Annotated in this window: 15 protein-coding genes; 5 read left to right on the top strand and 10 right to left on the bottom strand. The window is 59.8% G+C overall.

Going from position 1 to position 19732, the window contains the following annotated elements; genetic code table 11:
* Positions 1-64: 64 nt before the first annotated feature.
* Positions 65-2560, bottom strand: coding sequence for a beta-galactosidase (locus P5540_05740; protein ID HRT64311.1), 2496 nt, complete (start codon positions 2558-2560; stop codon positions 65-67).
* 171 nt (positions 2561-2731) lie between these two features.
* On the opposite strand from P5540_05740, the gene P5540_05735 reads away from it, so the two are divergent.
* Positions 2732-4195: a M20 family peptidase gene (locus tag P5540_05735; protein ID HRT64310.1), complete on the top strand. Its 1464-nt coding sequence runs from the start codon at positions 2732-2734 to the stop codon at positions 4193-4195.
* A 56-nt stretch (positions 4196-4251) separates the two neighbouring features.
* Positions 4252-4659 (top strand): tetratricopeptide repeat protein, encoded by a 408-nt coding sequence (locus P5540_05730; protein ID HRT64309.1) that lies wholly within the window; start codon positions 4252-4254, stop codon positions 4657-4659.
* A 30-nt stretch (positions 4660-4689) separates the two neighbouring features.
* Here the strand turns inward: P5540_05730 and P5540_05725 are convergent, their stop codons facing one another.
* The 9 genes from P5540_05725 to P5540_05685 form a co-directional block, all read right to left on the bottom strand.
* Positions 4690-5631 carry an aldolase catalytic domain-containing protein gene (locus P5540_05725; protein HRT64308.1) on the bottom strand — a complete coding sequence of 314 codons (942 nt, stop codon included), beginning with the start codon at positions 5629-5631 and terminating at the stop codon, positions 4690-4692.
* A gap of 32 nt (positions 5632-5663) precedes the next feature.
* Positions 5664-6746, bottom strand: coding sequence for a type II secretion system protein (locus P5540_05720; protein HRT64307.1), 1083 nt, complete (start codon positions 6744-6746; stop codon positions 5664-5666).
* Between the two features lie 92 nt (positions 6747-6838).
* Positions 6839-7942, bottom strand: a complete 1104-nt coding sequence (locus P5540_05715) for an ABC transporter permease (GenBank protein ID HRT64306.1) — start codon at positions 7940-7942, stop codon at positions 6839-6841.
* Positions 7939-8934 (bottom strand): ABC transporter permease, encoded by a 996-nt coding sequence (locus tag P5540_05710; GenBank protein ID HRT64305.1) that lies wholly within the window; start codon positions 8932-8934, stop codon positions 7939-7941. Before P5540_05710 ends, P5540_05715 begins: the two co-directional genes overlap by 4 nt.
* 3 nt (positions 8935-8937) lie before the next feature.
* Positions 8938-10722: an ABC transporter substrate-binding protein gene (locus tag P5540_05705; GenBank protein HRT64304.1), complete on the bottom strand. Its 1785-nt coding sequence runs from the start codon at positions 10720-10722 to the stop codon at positions 8938-8940.
* 293 nt (positions 10723-11015) lie between these two features.
* Positions 11016-12032 carry a uroporphyrinogen decarboxylase family protein gene (locus tag P5540_05700; GenBank protein ID HRT64303.1) on the bottom strand — a complete coding sequence of 339 codons (1017 nt, stop codon included), beginning with the start codon at positions 12030-12032 and terminating at the stop codon, positions 11016-11018.
* The gene (locus P5540_05695; protein ID HRT64302.1) at positions 12029-12763 is read right to left on the bottom strand and encodes a creatininase family protein; all 735 of its coding nucleotides are present in this window, start codon (positions 12761-12763) and stop codon (positions 12029-12031) included. Before P5540_05695 ends, P5540_05700 begins: the two co-directional genes overlap by 4 nt.
* A gap of 63 nt (positions 12764-12826) precedes the next feature.
* Positions 12827-14428, bottom strand: coding sequence for an FAD-binding oxidoreductase (locus tag P5540_05690; GenBank protein HRT64301.1), 1602 nt, complete (start codon positions 14426-14428; stop codon positions 12827-12829).
* Positions 14425-15720 carry an ADP-ribosylglycohydrolase family protein gene (locus P5540_05685; protein HRT64300.1) on the bottom strand — a complete coding sequence of 432 codons (1296 nt, stop codon included), beginning with the start codon at positions 15718-15720 and terminating at the stop codon, positions 14425-14427. Before P5540_05685 ends, P5540_05690 begins: the two co-directional genes overlap by 4 nt.
* Before the next feature lie 389 nt (positions 15721-16109).
* Between P5540_05685 and P5540_05680 the strand changes: the two genes are divergently transcribed.
* Genes P5540_05680 through P5540_05670 form a run of 3 tightly spaced genes read left to right on the top strand, consistent with a single transcriptional unit; the run spans position 16110 to position 19731 of the window.
* A complete protein-coding gene (locus P5540_05680) occupies positions 16110-16670 on the top strand; it encodes a 4Fe-4S binding protein (GenBank protein ID HRT64299.1) in 561 nt (186 codons plus the stop codon).
* A 3-nt stretch (positions 16671-16673) separates the two neighbouring features.
* Entirely contained in the window at positions 16674-17990 is a 1317-nt protein-coding gene (locus P5540_05675) for a 4Fe-4S binding protein (GenBank protein ID HRT64298.1), read from the top strand.
* The gene (locus P5540_05670) at positions 17977-19731 is read left to right on the top strand and encodes a PQQ-binding-like beta-propeller repeat protein (protein ID HRT64297.1); all 1755 of its coding nucleotides are present in this window, start codon (positions 17977-17979) and stop codon (positions 19729-19731) included. Before P5540_05675 ends, P5540_05670 begins: the two co-directional genes overlap by 14 nt.
* Position 19732: the final 1 nt, after the last annotated feature.

Genomic DNA, 19732 nt, shown 5'->3' with positions numbered 1-19732 from the left:
AAATCAAAATCCGTTTCTCTTTGGTTCTTTCTCTTTTCGCAAAGAGAAAGAACTCAAATATCACTCAAAACCGCAGGGGATCGGGTTCGGACATGGCCGTCTTTTTTTCGCGGGGCACGAGCACTTTCACCTTTGCGCCTTTCATGAACACGGGGGAACCGGGCCGCAGCGGAACGGTCAGCGTGGAGCCGTCCCGTTCGACCTGCACGGGCTCGCCCATGAGGTTCGATACATTCAGGCCGCCGCGGCCTACACGGCACGTCACCGTCGCCGGTTTATCCTGCGTCCACACGGCCAGCGCGTCGCCCATTTCGAGCGCAAGGACGCCTTTCGGCAGACGTTTCGGCATGCCCGGCTTGCCCTTGTCAAAGGTTCGGCAAACGGTCGCGAGCGCGCGATAGGCCGGTTTCGGCGTCAAATCGGTGCGCAACGTGCCGAAGTTCGCCTCGAAATAGAACGGATCGTCGCCGTCGTTGCGGAAATCGTACCAGCCGATGTTCTGAATCGCGCCGGAGGCTACCGCAGCGAGGTAACATCGCGCAAGGAGTTGCGCCTGGGCGCGTTCGTCCACGCCGCCGATGTGCGTGCTCCAGCCCATTTCCGTGATCCAAACGGGCCGTCCGTTCACGAGTTCGGCGGTCGATCGCATTTCCTTGACAAACTGCGCATCATTCAGGCGCGCGCGATAGGGATGGATCGTCAGGATATCGAAAGGCGCTTGTGCATCCAAACATTGCTGAATGAACTTGCGGTCCACGCCCGCCGTTGAAATGGCGAGCACAATCGCCTCGGGATCGGCTTCCTTGATGGCGGCGTAACATTTCTTCACGAGCACCGGATACAACTCCTTCGGTCCGCTCCAGAAAAAGATGTTCGGTTCGTTGTAGATTTCCCAATGCTTGACGCGGTTCTTGAAATGGCTTACCGTCGCGCGCGCCCACACGCAGAAATCGTCTATGCCTTCTTCCGTGTAGGCCTTCGTCCACGTGGACCAATAGGACAGCAAACCGTACACGCTGATACCGTGCTTGAGGGCGGTGTTCACGACCTGATCGTAAAAAGTGAAATCGAACACGCCGCGCGCGCGCTCGATGCCCGCCCAACTGAATTCCTCGCGCGTCCACTTGACGCCCGCCGCTTGCGCCGCGGCGGCAATCTTCTCCATTTGCCCGTAGTCGCCGTAGCGATATAGATAGACGCCCATGCCCCACGGCAATTCGGGCCGCAAGGCCGCGTCGCCCGCGTCCGCCATCGGCTGCGTCAAGCCCGCACGCGACGTCGCGGGCGCGAATTCCGGCGCATCGAACCGGAATTCCGCATCGGCGAAATGCAGCGAGGCCGGGACCGCGCGATCGATCGCGATCGCGTGGCGCTGCCCGCGCGCAGGCAAGGTACACGGCCGCGATTCCGTGTGCAGGACGCGTTCGTCCCAATCGCGAAGCGTCAGGGTCAGGGTTCCCGCGACGTCGTTCGCGGTCATGTTCCACATCGTGCAGCCCCACTGCGCGTTGCGTTCGGCGCCGGACACGCCGGTTTCGCGGGCCGACGCCAAGAGGACAATCAATCCCGAAGGCTGCACCGTCGTGTCGCAGCGCAGTCGGATGAGGCGGATATCCGTGGCTTGCGCCGGTCCGTCGCCGCGTTCGATCGTCAGATCAACGACGCGCAGTGGATACGAGATGTTCTTTTCTTCCGCGCCGGAATGCACCCATCCGTCCGGCGGCGGCGGCACGGTAAACGTCTGCTCCGAACCATCCAGCAGGCCGAGCGTTCGCGTGAAGTTCTGGAAATGCGACCCCAGCGTCAATTTCAGCACGTTGCCCTTACGGCCGCCGGAAACCGTGAGCGACAACGCGCCGGGCTGGCCGAACAAGGACAGGCTGTGACGCAGCGACGCTTCGGACACTTTGGAAAAATCAATCTGCCACAGGCCATCCGTAAGCAACGAACCGTTCGTGGGCGCGAACCCGCTGTCCGCGCCGAAATCCGTTGCGACATATTCGCCCTGAACCGCATTCGCCGCGCCTGTCTTGGAATCCATTGGTCCCGCCTCCCCGCCGACATCGGCGATATGGATTTCACCCACCGGCGCGTTCAGCGACACGTTTTCGAGCAGGATGCCCACGCTGACAATCGGCGGGCGCACCACGCCGTCGTTCGCGCCGCCCCAATGCGCCGTCCAGTCTTTCATCCCGCACACAACCGGCTGCCAGCCGGCATGATCATAAACAACCGGCTTCTGGAAGGACTGCCCCGCCGAGTCCGCGATGCGAACGGTCAACTGCGCCTCCGCCGGTTTGCGCACGCGAAACGTCACGGTTCGCAACGCGACAGGCGTGTCCAGCGTGCAGTACGCCCCAACATAGTTGCCGCCGCCGCGGAAGTCGTACTTGAGCGTCAGGACGCCCTTGGCGTCGGCCTCCAACGCGCCCGCCGCGCCGGGAAACTCCGCACCGTCGGAAAACGTCCATTTCCCCGCCATCACACCCGCCGGGCCGGGCAGGACAATCTCCCCCGCGCCTGCCAGCAATGCCGCACACGCCAACCCAATCGTCATCATGATTCATCCCTCCGCATTGACATTCGACTTTCATTTTACCGCCATACCCCCTCAAAGTCACGATCCCGTTTCGAGTAGATTTTTATTTGAGGCAAAAGACTTGGAGGCCGCAAATCGGAAATTGTATGATAGCAAGGGCGAAATGTGGCTTGGGAACGAAAGGCGTTGGACGTGAAGAAAATCCTTTTGGCCATTCTTGTGTTGGTTGCCGTCTTGGGCGGGATCGTGGCAGTGCGTACAGTACGGTTCGCGCCCCAAGCGCCGCCTTCGGTCGTGCCGGTCACGATAACCGTGGACGATGCCGCCGCGGCCCGGCATCTGGCGGAAGCCGTCCGGTTCAAGACGATCAGCACGCAGAACCCCGCGGAATTCGACGCGGAGACTTTTCGCGCATTCCATGCGTTTCTCGAAACGACGTTTCCGAACGTGCATGCGACGCTCGCGCGAGAACCGGTGAGCGACTTTAGTCTCTTGTACACATGGCAGGGCGCGAATCCGGCCCTCAAGCCCATTTTGCTCCTGGCGCATCAGGACGTGGTGCCGGCCGATGCCGACACGATCGGACAATGGACGCATCCGCCCTTCGGCGGAATCATCGCGGACGGATATGTCTGGGGACGCGGCACACTCGACGACAAGGGCAGCCTGATGGGCATTCTGGAAGCCGCCGAGATGCTTATCACGGATGGATTCAAGCCGGCGCGGACGATCTATTTCGCATTTGGGCACGATGAGGAATTGGGTGGTGCGACCGGCGCGCCGAAGATTGCGGAATTGTTGAAGTCGCGGAACGTCTCGCTGGAGTCGGTTCTTGACGAGGGCGGCATGATCCTCGACGGCATCGTGCCCGGCGTGGCATGCCCCGTTGCCGCCATCGGCATTGCCGAAAAGGGATACGCGAGCCTTCAACTTTGCGTCGAAGGCAAGGGCGGCCACTCCTCCACCCCGCCGCGCCACACGACGCTGGGCATTCTCGCCAAGGCCATCACGCGCATCGAAAACAACCCGTTTCCGGCGGATCTGATATTCGCGGAGCCTTTTTTCGATCGCGTGGGGCCTTATATGCCGCTTGCCCGGCGCGCCGTGTTCGCCAACATGTGGTTGTTCGGTCCTGTGGTAAAACGCATCCTGTCCCAGGAGCCGGAAATGAACGCCGGCATTCGGACCACCGCCGCCGTGACAATGGCCAGCGCCGGCGTCAAGGAGAATGTGCTTCCCAGTCGCGCGACCGCCGTCGTGAACTATCGCATTCTCGCCGGCGACAGCGTCGAGACGGTGACCACGTTTGCACGCGCGCTGATCAACGACGACCGGGTCGCGATAACGCCCATCGGGAAGCCCCGCGAACCCTCACCCGTTTCGGATACGAATTCGGCGGCGTACCGGCGCATCGAACAAACGCTGCGGGAGGTCCGCGGCGGCAAAGAGATTGTCGTGACGCCTTATCTTACCCTTGGCGGCACGGACAGCCGTTATTTCTGCGGTCTTTCGGAAAATGTCTACCGGTTTCTGGCGATATCCGCCGATGCGCAGGGACTTAAGAGCATGCACGGGGTCAATGAGCGGGTTGCGGTTGCGGACTATGCGGATTTGATCCGTTTCTACGCGCATTATTTGAAAAAAAGCCAGGAATAGAAGACAGGGCGGCATGGTATAATCAGGCTGGCGTTGACCAGGAAGGCGATTGGGCGATGGATCCGAACGAGGCGGTCGAGTTGTACCGGCGCGCGGAACGGCTTTTCATGGAAGGCCGCTTCAAGGACGCGCTTTCGATCGTCGAGCGCCTGGATGCGGCCTTCCCCAAGACTAAACCGTTCATGTTTTCCCGCGCCAAATGCCTTCAAAAACTCAACCGGATTTATGAGGCGGCCGTCCTGTGCGACGTCATCACGGCCCAGTTTCAGGATCCGCGCGCCGCAGAGTTGAAACGCAGCCTGCTGACGCTCATGCCGGCGGAAAAGGGAATGGACACGGGAAGTCCTGAGCCGTCCGAAATTCAGAAAGGGAAAGGGGCGTTTCTTTGGATTGGCGCGGCTGTTGCCGCCTGCATCGCCCTTGCGCTCGGCATCGCGCTGTTTCTTCTTTGGCGGACGCCCTGATCGCCGTTTTGCGCAATCGGGACCGATCGATCAAATATCGTCCACGTCGGCCAGGCTCTGGTAAAATTCGGAAAAGGTGTTTCCGTGAACGCCTTTCATGAAGGCCATGGCCGCGCGCGGATGCTTGTTGAGCATGCCGGTGATGGCATAGGGGATTTCGTATCCCCACCGCAGTTCCTTGCACATGTCCACAAAATGGTTCTGGATGAGATCCATCACGGGGCGGATATTGTATCGGGGGTTCTTGAGAAAACCAATCAGGAGTTCGAGCGGGCAATTGCCGGCGGCGCGGCCGATGCCGTAGATGCTCGCATCGAGATAATTGACGCCCTTGATGATGGCCTCGATGGTGTTGGCGAAAGCCAGCTGCTGGTTGTTGTGACAATGGATGCCTATCTGTTTGCCCTTGAGTCCCGCCAGATATTTTTCGGCAAGGTAATGAATCTGCTCGGAGTAGAAATAGCCGAAACTGTCCACGATGTAGACCATTTGGAAATCGGTTTCGGCGAGTTGCGCGATGGCTTCGTCGAGATCCGGTTCGAGCGCATGCGAGACGGCCATGATGTTGACAGACACGTCGTAGCCAAAGGAGCGAATATGCTTGCCAAGATGGATGGCCTTATCAATGTCCTTCACGTAGGTCGCGACGCGAAACAACTTGATGATGGACTCGTCCGCCGGCAGAAAATCGTCGTAATCCACCCGCCCGACGTCAACCATGACCGACACTTTCGTGTCGCATTCGTAGGCGACCTCGCGCAGATCCGCCTCGTCGCAGAACCGCCACGGTCCAAAATCCTCGACCTTGAACTGTTTCTTGTCGGCCCGATAACCGAGTTCGACATAGTCCACGCCGGCCTGCGCCAGGTTGTGAAACACTTCCTTGACCAGCGCCTTGTCGAACTTCCATTCGTTCATCAGTCCGCCGTCGCGAATGCTGCAATCGAGTACTTTGATCTCCGGTCTGAACATGTGGGTTTCTCCGATTCCGTGGTCGAATGCGATTAGGGCCGACTTGCGGCCTTGTTGGGCATATAAATCAACGGTCCGTAACCGTTGGTGCCGTTGGGCAGCAGGCAGAGGTCTGGATTTGAATAATTCGCCGGATTGGCCTCCCCGGACCGGGTCCGGTTACGGTAGTCGAAATCCAGCATTTTGTTGTCGTTTATGTCGCGCGTCGCCAGATAATAGGCGCGCAATGCCAGCACATGGTACCAGTGGAATTTGTTCACGTTGGCCAGGAATTCCTCGGTGTAGGCTATGCGAGCGTTGTTTGAAACCCGCATGGGTGTAACAATTCCGCCGGTATCCCCTCCCGGTCCCACGCTGATCAGAATGAAATCGTCGTACCGGATCGGCGGGAAACTGAGTTTTTTCAGGGGATTCGATGGATCGGGACTGTTGGGAAACGTTTCGTTCGGATCCCAGCGTGTCGCATGGGCGCCCGCGAGCAACTCGCCGTTGTCATACATGATCTTGGCGTAATATTCATAGACCAGCTGAGTCTGGGCGAGATTCACGGGGATATAGATCATAGGACGCTGGGGCGAAATGTCCGCGCCGCCGCGCAATTGCCGCTCCACCTCGGTGGAGAGATTTGTCCCGTCATACCGCAGGGTCTTCGCCTCTTGCGAGAAAACATATTGGTTTGTTCGCACATCTTTTTCGCCCACCAGCGAAAATTCGAGGAGGCTCAACGCCCCGTCCATGTCGGTATCGTGGGTGCGCGTGCCGAACGGATCGTACACGTCATAATTGCGCATGTACTTGAGCGGACTGACGTAAGGAACCAAGCAGAAGTAATCGTTGTCATGTCCTTGGCCAATTTCGTGTTGCAGCGATTCGTCCACGGCTTGCCGCAGGTAGCCGTAGGCGGGCGGAAATGTGTCCACGCCAACGGCCTTTTTGGTATAGAAGGCAACGGCCGTTGTGCGAAGTTCGTTGCAGGTCTGGGTCCAACTCGTGATCTTGGCCCGCTCGATCATGCGCGGCCCGACAATGAAAATCATGCTGGCCAAAATGGAGATAATCGCGATCACGGTCAGCAGTTCAATAAGCGTAAACCCTTTTGCGGAGAGGCTTTTCAACGGCGTATCCTCCTTGGGAACCCATTCTCCCGATCGGAATCTTACCATGCCCGCCGGAGTACGTCAAATCAACGCCAGAAAAGGACTCGGACTCAATGGCTGTACGGGTCGGCGGCGTCGCGGAGGCCGTCGCCGAGGAAGTTGAACATGAGGACGGTGACGATGACGAAGAGGACGGGGAACATGAGCCATGGGTAGAGCGCGATGGCGCGGATGTTCTGTGCGTCCTGCAGAAGGACGCCCCAACTGATGGTCGGCGGACGGAGGCCGAGACGAAGGAAACTGAGGGAGGTTTCGGCGAGGATCATGCCGGGGATCGCGAGTGTGACGGATACGATCAGGTGGCTGGTGAAACCGGGGACAAGGTGTTTGAGGATGATGGCGAATTCGCGCACCCCGGCGACTTTGGCCGCGAGGGCGTAGTCTTCTTCGCGCAGCGAGAGCACTTTACCCCGGACGACGCGCGCGAGACCGGTCCATCCGATTAGCGCGAGGATGACGGTCATGCAAAAGTAGACTTGGACCTGTGTCCAGTGGGACGGCATCGCGGCGCTCAGCGCGAGCCAGAGTGGAATCGTGGGGAAGGATCGCAGGACTTCGATCAGGCGTTGAATCAATGTATCCAAGATACCGCCGTAGTAGCCGGACACGCCGCCGATAACGATACCGAGGACAAGGCTCAGAAACACGCCGACAAGTCCGAGCGAAAGCGAAATCCGGCTGCCGTAGAGGATCCGACTGAAGAGGTCGCGGCCGAGACGATCCGTTCCCATCGGACACCAGCGCGAGCCGTCGGACAATCCGGCGAGGTGGCGGTTCATGGGTAGAAGTCCCCAGAGTCGGTAATCATCGCCGCGCGCGAACAAGCGGATCGAAATTGGGCGCTCGGTGTCGTCGGTATAGGTTCGCGCAAGCGTTTCCGGGTTGATGTGCTGGATATGTGGGTAGACGAAAGGCCGGTGGAGGCGGCCCTGATGGACGATGCGCGGCCGTTGCGGCGGCTCGTAACTACGGCGGGCGTCGCGCGCGTTGGGCGCGTTGGGCGCGATGAATTCGCAGAAAATCGCGACGGCGTAAAGGCATGCAAGAACGATCAACGCGAAAACGGCCACGCGGTGATCGAGAAACTTCCACCACATGAGGCGCCATTGGCTCGCGACATAGAGGCGATCTTCATGTATGTCGGAGTGGCTCATGACGCCTGCCCTCCGAAACGGATGCGCGGGTCAACCCATGCGAGCAGGATGTCGGAAATCAGCGTGCCGATGACGGTCAGCGTGCTTAGGATCAGGATGAACGATCCGGCAAGATACATGTCCTGCTCCATGAGCGCATTCATCATCAACGGGCCGGTCGTCGGCAGGCTGAGCACCATGTCCACGATGACGGATCCGGAAATGAGGCCGGGCAACATCCACCCAATCGTGCTGACGATGGGGTTGATTGCAATGCGCACGGGATACTTGATCAACAGCCGCCACTCGGACAGTCCCTTTGCGCGCGCCGTGACGACGTAGGGCATTTCGAGTTGGTCGAGCAGGTTCGCGCGGACGAGCCGGATCAGGTCCGCCGTGCCGCCGACCGCGAGGACCGTCACGGGCGCCCAGATGTGCCGGAGCAGGTCGGCGACTTTCGCCCATGACCATGGCGCGGCGGCCTGCGCGTCGGAGAAGAGTCCGCCGACGCTCGTGCCGAAGACCGTGTAGGAAATCCACATGAGGATCAGCGCGAACAGAAAGGCCGGTGTGGACATGCCGATAAAGCCGAGGAAAGTGAAAAAATAGTCGAAGAATTTGTATTGGTGCGTCGCGGAATAGATGCCGATGGGCACGGCGATGATCCACGTGCAGACGACGGTGATGAGCGCGATGGCCATGGTCAAGGCCAGCCGTTCCCAAATGAGTTCCCGGACGGGCTTGTTGAGCGAGAAGGATTGGCCGAAATCGCCGTGCAACACGCCGCCGATCCATTTGATGTACTGGACCGGCAGCGGCTTGTCGAGTCCGTATCGCGCGCGGAGGCTTTCAATGACGGCCTCATCCGCCGTCTCGCCGGTTTGCGCGAGATTGGCGATGTACGTCGTGAGGTAATCGCCGGGCGGCAGTTGAATGATGACGAACGAGATGATCGAAATGAGCAACAGCGTCGGAATGGCAATAATGAGGCGTTTGACGATATAGGCCAACATGGTTCAGCGTCCCTCGTCAATGTAGAACTGCTCGATGCCGATGTAGCCGGGGGTCATGACGCGGTAATCGTGCACGATGTGTTCCGGTACATTTCTGAACCGGTTCGACACGATGGCGAGCAAATCCGGGCGGCAGATGCCGATGGTGTAGCAGGATTCGGAGAACTGCCGGAGGATGTTGCGGCCCAATTCGAGTTTTCGCGCGTCGTTGCCGACACACGACCGCAATTCGAGGTACCATTCGCGCAGGCGGCGGTATTCCTCGGGCGGTTCGACGCCGCCCTTGCCGTTCGTGGCGTAGTAGCGCCCGTACAACGGCGCGAAATAGCTGAAATTCGTCCACGGCACGTACCAGATGGGATCCACGATCCACATCATGCCCGAAGCGGCATAGGCCCAGAAATTCGTGTTGCCGTTGGCCGTTTGCATGACGCTGAGCGCAACGGCGTCAACCTTCACGGTGAAATCGAGTCCCACCTCGCGCCAGTAGTCCACCACAAGTTGCCAAAGATCGGGTCCGACGCCCGTTTCGGCGGGATAGACGTTGAGCATCTCGCGAAACGGCTTTCCAGACGGTAAACGCCGCAAGCCGTCGCGTCCGCGCGTCAGGCCGAGTTCGTCGAGCAGCCGGTTTGAGAGCGCGGGATCGTAGTTCATGTAGTCCGCCTCGAATTCGGGCCGGTAATACGGGTCGAACGGCGACGCGATGCCGCGTGAGGGCTGGGCCATGTCCGAGTAAATGAGTTGGATGAGTTCGGGGCGGTTGATGGCCGTGGACAGTGCGATGCGGAATCGGCGGTCGCGCAGGATATCGCGGAGATCCGCATTCGGGCTGCACGGATTGACATAGACGACGACCGGCGTTGGATTGCCGTCGCGCAGGACACGGTACCGGCCCTTCTGGCGGTTTTCCATGAACAGCGGAAAGTTGGCGGCATCAATGCGGCGATCCTGGAAATCGGCATCGCCGGTCATGGCCTTGAAATTGAGGATTTCCGGACTCTGAACCATCGTGTACACGATGGAATCAAGATAAGGGAGTTGGTTGCCCGCCGGATCCACCTTCCAATAATACGCATTGCGTTCTGCGACCAGCCGTGTTGCGGGCGGCGGCGTGCGCAGCACAAAGGGTTTTAGTGTCGGAAGATCCACGTTTTGTTCACAATTCGCCATCCGGCCAAACAGTTGATGCCAGAACGCCATGCCTTTGGCTTTGGCTTTTTGTTCGAGATCCGTCTTGTCTGCATATTTGGGATGAAACTGTTTCAAATAGTGTTTCGGATAAAACATCGAAATGCCGTTGAAGGCCGTGAATTCGAGGAAAATTCCATAGGGTTTGCCGAAACGGAATTCGACCCAATACGGATCGGGCGCGGCGATATGGACCGGTTCGCCGTCGAGCGTGAGCCACGATGGAAAGACCGGCGTCAGTTCCTTGTTGCCCAGCACGTCCTCGAACCAGAACATGAGGTCTTCCGATGTGAACGGCGCGCCATCGGACCATCGCGTGCCTTTGCGGAGATGGAACACGTACCTCCGCCCGCCGTCGAGAACGTCCCAGCGTTCCGCCAGCCCCGGAATTACGCCGATCGCGCCGCGATCCCAGCGCACAAGCGACTCGTATCCCAGACGCGAATTCAGGCCGATATCCGCCGGTCCCACGGCCAGCCGACGCCACGAACCGCCATACCGGCCGATGGATTCGACCGGTTCGACCACGGCCGGATTTTCCGGCAGACGATCCACTACGGACGGCAATTCGCCGCGCGCGACGCGTTCCGCCAGCATCGGCGCCTCCTGATAGGCGAATGCCGGAGACGCCATGAGGATGAAGAGTGTGCATATTGCACCACGAAGAACACGAAGAGCACGAAGTCTTTGGGGTTTGGGAATGGCAAATGACGGGGGATGAAGAGGGGATCGAATTTTTTTTGTTTCATCGGTGAAGAATGCAAAAAGAATAAAGGGCAAGAATGGAACGGGAACCAATTCAGGTGTCAAATCCTGACGGCCCGCCGAACAATAATATTTCTCTTCGTGCGCTTCGTGTCCTTCGTGGCGAGATCTTCTTGGCATTACTTTCATCTATTCCCGTGTTGTTTCAGATACGACAAGTAAAACAACGCATTCTCGACGGGCACATTACTTGGAATGTGGTTGCCGACGGCAAACATGAAACCGGGGCATGCGCGCGCCAATCGCAGGGTCGCGTCCACTTCCACCTGGATTTCGGACGGCGTGCCGAAGGTCAGTGTGCGGCAGTCCACAAAACTGCCCGCGATGAAATGCGTCTTGCCGTATCCCGCGACGACCCGTTCGAGCGACGTCAGCGGTTCGAAAATAAAACCGTCCGCGCCGGCGTCAGCCAGATCGTCAATGAACATCGTAAAATTGCCGTCGGAACAGAACAGGACCTTCTTGCCCGCATCCTTCAATATCTTCCAAAGTTGCCGGTAGCGTGGAAAAATAGCCCGGCGATAGAACGCGGGATCCATGAACGGCCCCTCGGTCCACACCATGTCGTCATGGCAGATAAAGGCTTCAATCGAGGTCCGTGCCCATGCCTGGTAGTGATGCCGGCTCAGACGGAAGATCGAGTCGAGCACCTTTTCAAAGCGGTCTTGATCAGCGGCGGCCGTCAACAGCAGGTCCCACCCGAAAGCCTCGATGGCGCCCGATACAATTGTCTTGTAGTAGCCGCCCGTAACGACTTGGTTGGGACGCGCGGCCTGAAAATCGCAATATGATTTTTCATAATACCCGACGAGCGCATCGAAATCCGGCAAGCCGTATTCCGCAACCGCGTCGAAGGCCAGCACGTCCTCCACATTGTAAAACGGCGACGGTTTCGGCGGACGCTTGTCGCGGCCGTTTTCGAGGAATTCCGCGTGGCCCATATCGGTCACGCGCCCGCGTTCAGACCACGGAACCGGCCCGTCGTTCGTATTCCAGATAAAATCCAGGTTGAGCGCGTCCTCCGCGCAGCCGCCGTCCGGCAGCAGCGCCCGAATGAGCGCCTCGTTTGAGCAATACTCGGTATGCGCGATCCGTTCGGTGGGACGCAGAAGGATCGTGTCGAGGCCGATGCGGTAGCTCATACGCGAACCTGCCGCAACACATCACGCAACATGGCCGCCATGCGCGCGCGTTGCATGTCAATCGCTTTGCGTCCTTTTTCCGGGCTGGCGTGGATGCGCGGATCGTCGCCGCCGATGCCCAGCGGCTGCACGGCGGGATCGGGGTCGAGGCCGTTCATTTCGACGAGGTCCGGCCGCAACGCCATTACAAGCGATGTTTCGTTCGCCGCCGCATGATCCGTCTGAATGCCGAGTCCGTCGCTCTCGTCTTCACGCCAACAGGCGAAGACTTTGACTCCGTAATGCGCCTCCCATTCAATCTTGCGGCCCAGCCACGCCTGTACAGAAGGGGCGTGCCCATGACCCACAAGAATGCGGAAACCGGCGCGCACCAGTTGCGCGACGATGCGATCGAGCATTGCTTCGTAGAATGCCTGTTCGACCCAATAGGCGCTGCCTTCGAGCCGCCGGGGGATGCCGTCCGAAAAAGAGTAAACGTCCATGCCGTAGTATGGGTGTCCCTCATATTCTTGCCGGAAATCCGGGCCGAGGAAAAGCATCGGCAACACGACGCCGCCTACCTCGCGTGCGAGTTCGATGAAAAATCCCCGCGATTGCAGGCCATCTGAACCGAGCGGCAGATGTTCGCCGTGCCATTCGAGCGTGCCCAGCGGGACATACGCAATCGGCGCGGCGGTCAGCCGTTTCCGAAACGCCCGCGGCGTCAACTCCTCGTAACAAACAGTCTCCATGCCAATCCCTCCGTATGACATCCCAGTTTTACAGGGGCTTTGCAAGGAATACAATTCGGCACGTTATGGGTCCTGGACGGGAATATAACGTCCGGGCGCAATAATGCCATGAGGATCCAGCGCATGCTTGACGGCGGCGGCCACGTCCCAGAAGACGTCGTCCGCCCGCTGAATCTTGGAGAGACCCCGAAGGCCCACCCGATATGGGTAGTATCCGGCGCGGATAAGCGCGTCCATGGTCGCGTCATAACAGGCTGTGGCGCGCGCGGTCTCTTCCGCGTCGGATTTGTCGAAGGCGACGTTGAGGATGGCGATCATGGCGCGCTCGTTAATCAGCGTGAAGGTCGCGAGTAACTCAAACCCGAAATCGTCGAACAACGGTTCGGCAATGGATAGCACGGCGCGTGCATCGCGGCCGGTCATGGGTACGACAGGGGAAATCCACATCAGACCACAGCCGGCATCGAGCGGATCGCAAACATCGCCGTCGGGCGGTTTTCGCAACCGCCATTGGGCGCCCAGGAGCGGTTCGTCCGTCGGGACGCCTTGCAACAGCCCGTAATTGTGCCGTAACGCCTGCAACTGCCGTCCGAGTTTCTTCCCGGCGCCGAATACGTGGAGGGCGCTCTCGGCCATGCCGCCCAAGGCGAGTTTGCGGTCGTCAACGAATACGACGCGGGCGAGGCCTTTCATCGCCTTGCGCAATGCGCGGATCGAGGCGCGCACGTGTCCCGCTGTTCCTGTCAGGGAACCGCCCGCGTTCCATGCGCCCACACCGGCTTCCTGCGCAAGCCGTGCGCGGATGTCGTCCGGCAATGGGGTCTTGCCGCCGCTCTGCGCCCATGGATAACGCCCCGAGGCGCTAAGGATACGCAGGTCGTTGCCGATGTGCACGGCGGAAGCGATGACGCCCTGCAATCGCAAGGGGCGCAGGCGATCGATCAACTCGTCGAGGTCTGTGTCGCGGTCGAGTTTGATGAAGAAGAAACAAAAGGCCTCCGGTTCCGGCATGAGCCAGATCCCGATTTGGGTGACGATGCCAAGATTGGACTGGCAGAAAAGCCCGTCGAGCGAGGGACCGACCCCGTAACGATAGATATGAGCCGCCCTTGCGTCTTCGTAATGTCCGAATCCCGTTTTTAAGACCTGTCCATCCGCAAGGACAATTTCCATGCCGCACGTGCTCAGGACATGATCGCCGTAGCGGGTATGTCCAAATCCCCGGTCGAGCGTGTTTCCCACGAGGCTCGCGTCGCGTCCCGCGCCCGTGCAATCGAGCCAAAGGCCGGATTTGCGTTCGCGCAGGCACTCGTACAATTGTTGCTGGGTCACGCCCGGCTCGATGATCGCGTAGGCCAGTTCGGTGTTGACTTCGACGATGCGGTTCATGCGGCTCAGATCGAGGATGGCTGCGCCATGCGTGGGCGCGCAGGCATCGCCATACCCCCAATTGCAGCCGCGCGAAATCGGATACAGGGCAATGTGGTGATTTGCCGCAATCCGCACTGCCGCCTGCACCTCCGCCGTCGAACGCGGATACAACACGCACAACGGGCGCGTCCCCGCGTCTTGCGTCGTGCGCGCATACCGGTCGCGTGTCGCGTCGTCCGCCGCGACATTCTCCGCGCCCATCGCCTCCGTCCATTCTCGTACCGCGTCGTTCATGAGGTCCACACCTGTTTTGCCACGGCCATGAACCGCCGCACGATATCGCTGTTCCGGAACCATTCCCGGCCATTCATGTAGGTGCGCGTGCGGTTGCGAAACGGTTTCCACCAATGCGCCGGAACGTTTTTGGCGCCGATGAGTGCGCCGAGAATCGAACCGGCGGTCGCGGCGGTGCAGTCGTTGTCAAGACCCATTGCGACCGTCATGCCAACGGTTTTCGTGAAGTCCATCCCGCCCAGCAGGAGTCCGAAAATCGTCAGGCACGCGTTGTTGTTCGTGTGGACAGCGTGCATGCCGCGGAAGCGTTGATCAACGGCCGCGCGCGCGTCGCGCCAATCCTTGAGCAATGGCGCGGTGTCGAGCGCCCACCGGATATCGCGGGCAAGACGGCAGTATTTCGGAATTTCCGTCAGGCCAACGGCGATGGCGTCGCCGGGCGTGTCCACGGCGAATGCCGCGGCGATTGCCGCCGAAAAGAACATCGCGCCATAGATGCCGTTGTGTCGGTGCGAAAGGTACGCATCGCGCCAGGCGAACTCGGCGGCTTTTTCCGGCCATCCCGGCGCGGCGTAACCCCATGGATCGCTCCGGATGTCCGCGCCAATCCATTCCTGGAACGGGTTGTCCTTCGCGCCGGCCTTCGACGCCGGGATACCCTTCTTGAGATTGCGCAGCGCAACGTCTTCGGCCGTGCATGCCATGGGCAGATACTTGATCCAGGCTTGTCCGACGTCGTCCGTCGTGAAATCCGGGCCATATTCTTCGAGAATCAGCAGACCCAGCAACGTATAGGTCACGTCGTCGTCAACGGGAACGCACGTCATGCCGCCTTTGAGATACTCGGCCATACGGCTCTTTTCATAACGCAATTCATCGGGCTTGGGATGCGCCCGCCAGTAATCCTCCGGTGGAAATGGGGCGTCTGTTCGCTTGGCGAGTTGTTCCATTTCGGCGATAGGCCAGTTCTCGACCGGCGCGCCCAGCGTGCAACCGATTGCCCGGCCCAGCCATGCACCCTTGAGGCGGTCATTGAGTCCCGCCGTCTTGAACTGTTTCCAGAGACGCCGCGGTCCTTCCGGACGCAATGCGCGAATCATGTCGAGCGTGTTCGGTTCCTGTTGCCGCGTCGCTGTGCCCGGCGCGGTTTTCCCCAATTCCTTTTGCGCGCGCGTGATGTTCTCGCGCAGAACCTTGACGATCCCTTGCACGTCTCCGCCTTGTTCATGCCGCAGGTCCGCCCACAACAGCGCCTCGTCCAACAATCCACGCAAATCGTCGAAATACGGCATTGCCGACTCCCTTCCGCTACAACCGCGATGAGTATAGCATGTAAGTGCATTTCCAAGAGGTCGCGATGGACGCAGTGGACAGTGCGAACGCATCCAAGGGCGCCAGATGCCCAAAAACCTGTTTTAGCCGTATGTGCGTTTCGTCGTGCTCGTGCTCGTAATCGTGCTCGATCGGGCTCGTAATCGTATTCGTAATCGGGCTCGCAATCGGGCTCGCAATCCCCGCGAGCAAACAAGATCAAACGGTTTTCCGACGACTGTCCGCCATCAGGTCTCGGTTGTTGGGTTCGAGAACATGGATCCGCGATCTTCGATTGCGATTGCGAGGACCGTTTTGTCGTGGACACCATCGGTTCGCGGACTATACAATAGCGTTCCGAGAGGAAAATATGGTGAAAAGAGAAAACGGAATAGGCCGGCGGGATTTCATCCGCGCGGCTGCGGTGTTTGCGGCCGGCGGCGGCGCGTGGGTTGCCGCGCAATCGGGTGCGGAACGTACCGTGTGGCAGATCGATCCGGCGAAGTGCCAGCAGTGCGGACGCTGCGCCACAACCTGCGTGTTGAACCCCTCCGCCGTGAAGTGCGTCCATTCGTTCGAGATTTGCGGTTACTGCGACTTGTGCAGCGGTTACTTGTTGCCCGGCGCCAAGGCGCGCGACAGCGGCGCGGAGAACGAATTGTGTCCGGTGGGCGCGCTGCGCCGCACGTATATCGAGCCGCCGTTCTATCAATACACGATCGACGAGGACTTGTGCATCGGCTGCGGCAAGTGCGTGAAGGGTTGCGGACAATTCGGCAACGGCTCGCTGTACCTTCAGGTAAAGCGCGACTTGTGCGTCAACTGCAACGAATGCGCGATCGCGCGCAATTGTCCCTCGGATGCGTTTCGCCGTGTCACTGTGCACGACGGCTATCTGCTGAAACATCGCCAATCCAAGAACGAAGGATGACGGATGAAGGATGAAAGGGCCAGATCGTTCCGATTCATTTCGGCCTTCCGTCTTCGGCCTTCCGCCTTCGTTTTGGCCGTGTGCGCGCTCCTCTTTGCAAGCGCCGCTCCGGCCCAATACCGCTTCCCGATGCCGGAGTTCAGTTCCGGTTATCAACGGCCCGACACCTTTGCGCCTAAGGGCCGACTGACATCGCCCGTTGTGGATATGGCATTGCTCGCGGGCGGCATGGCATTGACGGCATGGATGGCGATCAAGAGGCGCTCAAGGCGCGGCGTGTTGATGATGGCCGTTTTTTCGGTGGTCTATTTCGGGTTTTACCGGCAAGGCTGCGTCTGTCCGGTTGGATCGATTCAAAATGTCTTGAATGCCTTTATGGGCGGCCATGTTCCCGTGCCGCTTCTTGTTTCGTTGTTTTTTTTACTTCCACTGATTTTTGCGATTTATTTCGGACGCGTTTTCTGCGCTGCGGTGTGTCCCTTGGGGGCGATTCAAGAGATCTGCGCGGTGAAACCGGTCCAGATTCCGATGGCGGTCGAGATGGCGCTCGGCATGTTCGCGTACGCCTATCTCGGACTCGCCGTGCTGGGCGTCGCGACCGGTGCGGGATTTCTCATTTGCCGGTTCGATCCGTTTATTGGATTCTACCGGCAAGGCGGCAGCTTCAACATGCTGCTGGCGGGCGGCCTTCTGCTACTGGCGGGCGTGTTCATCGCGCGACCCTACTGCCGGTTCCTGTGTCCATACGGCGTGCTGCTTCGTTGGGCGTCGCTCTACTCGCGCTGGCACGCTTCGATTACTCCCGCCGAGTGCATCCAGTGCCGCCTGTGCGAGGATTCGTGTCCGTACAACGCGATCCGGATGCCCACGCCGGAGGATCGTCCTGAAAACCGCCGGGTCGGGGCGCAACGGCTTGCGCGCTTGTTTTTGATCGCGCCGGTCGTCGTCGCGTTCGCGGCCTACGTGGGGTTCGCGTCGCACCGTTTCATGGCGCGCATCCATCCGACGGTCTGGCTGGCGGAGCGCGTGGCGGCCGTTGAACGTGGCGAGGCCGACGACTCGCCCATAGACACCGAGGCGTTTCGGTCGGGCCGGGAATCGCCCGCCGAATTGTATGCCCACGCGGAAACCGTCCGGCAGCGATTCAAGGCCGGCTCGGCGCTGTTCGGGGGCTTCATGGGACTGGCCCTTTGCGGACGTCTAATCCGGCTTTCCGTGATTCGCACGACAAACGACTACGAACCGGATCGGGCGGCCTGTGTGAGTTGCGCGAGATGTTTTGCCTATTGCCCCGTGGAGAAAAAAGATGCCGCGAACTAAGCCAAGGAAACGCCGGTTCACGGCCAATGAAATCGGACGCCACGCTTCCGTCGCGGTCGTGATCGTGTCGGGCGTCTTCTGTCTTGTCGTCGCGACGCTGCTGATTGCCAATTTCGTCCAAATCCAGGCGTTCAACCCGCTGGACAACCCGGAAATGCTGAAGTTGCGCGCGCAATGGGCGGCGGCGCCCGAGGCCGACGAGAAGTTGTTGCAGGAAATCCGGGCAATGGACCTGTTGGCGCGCAAGGCCTATTTCACGAGCCAGACCCATCTGAAGACGGGCGGCTACCTGTTGACGGGCGGCGTGGTTGTCTTGCTCGTGGCGATTCGTCTTGCGGCGCGGTTTGGGCCGAAACTGCCGGTTCCCGATCCCGGAGCACCGTCCGCCTCCTATTGGACATCCCGCGCCCACGCCCGTGAACTGCTCGCCTTCATCGGCCTTGCCGTGGCGCTTGTCGCGCTCGTTTCGGCCTATTTCACACGCCTCGACATTCCCCCGGTTGACACAAGCCCGGCGGCCGCGTCTCGTGAACCGATTCCCGTACAACCGGCGGAAACCCGGCCCCCAATCCCTTGGGAGACGATTCAACGGAATTGGCCGTCGTTTCGCGGACCGGGCGGCTATGGCGTCGCCTTCCACACGACCGCTCCCGTGGACTGGGATTTGGCTTCGGGAAAGAACATCAAGTGGAAAACGGACATTCCGTTGCCGGGCGCCAATTCACCTGTGGTGTGGGACAACCGCGTTTTTCTGAGCGGAGCCGACGCGAATATGCGCGAGGTGTATTGTTTCGATGCCGATGGCGGCCAGATGCTTTGGAAACATGTCGTCGAGCGAATGCCCGGCGCCCCGGACAAGCCGCCCAAGGTCGGCGAGGAAACCGGATTCGCGGCGCCCACGATGGCCGCCCATGGCAACCGTGTCTTTGCAATTTTCGCGAACGGCGACCTCGTATGCCTCGATTTCGACGGCAAGAAACAATGGGGGAAGAGCCTCGGCCTGCCGGACAACCATTACGGCTATTCATCGTCGTTACTGGCGTGCGAAAACCTACTCTTTGTGCAATACGATCAGAAAAAGGGCGGGAAATTGTATGCCTTCGATGTCTTGGACGGACACGAAAAATGGTCCGTGAACCGGACCGCGCTCTCGTGGTCGTCGCCGGCATGCGTTCCGACACCGTCCGGCTTGCAACTTGTCGTGAATTCCGCGAAAGACGTGGACGCATACGATCCGTTGTCCGGAACACGGCTCTGGAACGTGCCCTGTCTGGACGGGGAAGTGGCGCCCAGTCCCGCCTATGGCGGGGGCATGTTCTTTGTGGCCAACGACATGGCCACGGCCACGGCGATACGGTTTGTGCCTGGCGATCCGCCAAAACCCGAAATCGCTTGGCAGTGGGACGAATCGTTGCCGGACGTGGCGAGTCCCGTCTGCACGGACCGTCATTTCTATCTCGCCACGTCCCGCGCCGAAATCGTCTGCCTCGATGCGGCCACGGGGAAAGAGCAGTGGTTGCAGGAATTCGACGAGGGATTCTATGCGTCGCCGATTCTTGTTGGGGATCGCATCTACGCGCTCGACATGAAGGGGACCACGATCATTTTCAAGACAGGCGAAACGTATGAAATGATTGGTTCCCCGAAACTGGGCGAAGATACGCTGGCGACGCCGGCCTTCATGGACCGGCGGATTTATTTCCGCACGGGCAAGCAGTTGGTCTGCGTCGCGGAAGACTGAG

The organism is Candidatus Hydrogenedentota bacterium, assembly GCA_035450225.1.
Lineage (GTDB): Bacteria > Hydrogenedentota > Hydrogenedentia > Hydrogenedentales > SLHB01 > DSVR01.
The sequence above is the reverse complement of the archived record's forward strand: the minus strand, read 5'-3'. Positions and strand labels throughout refer to the sequence as shown.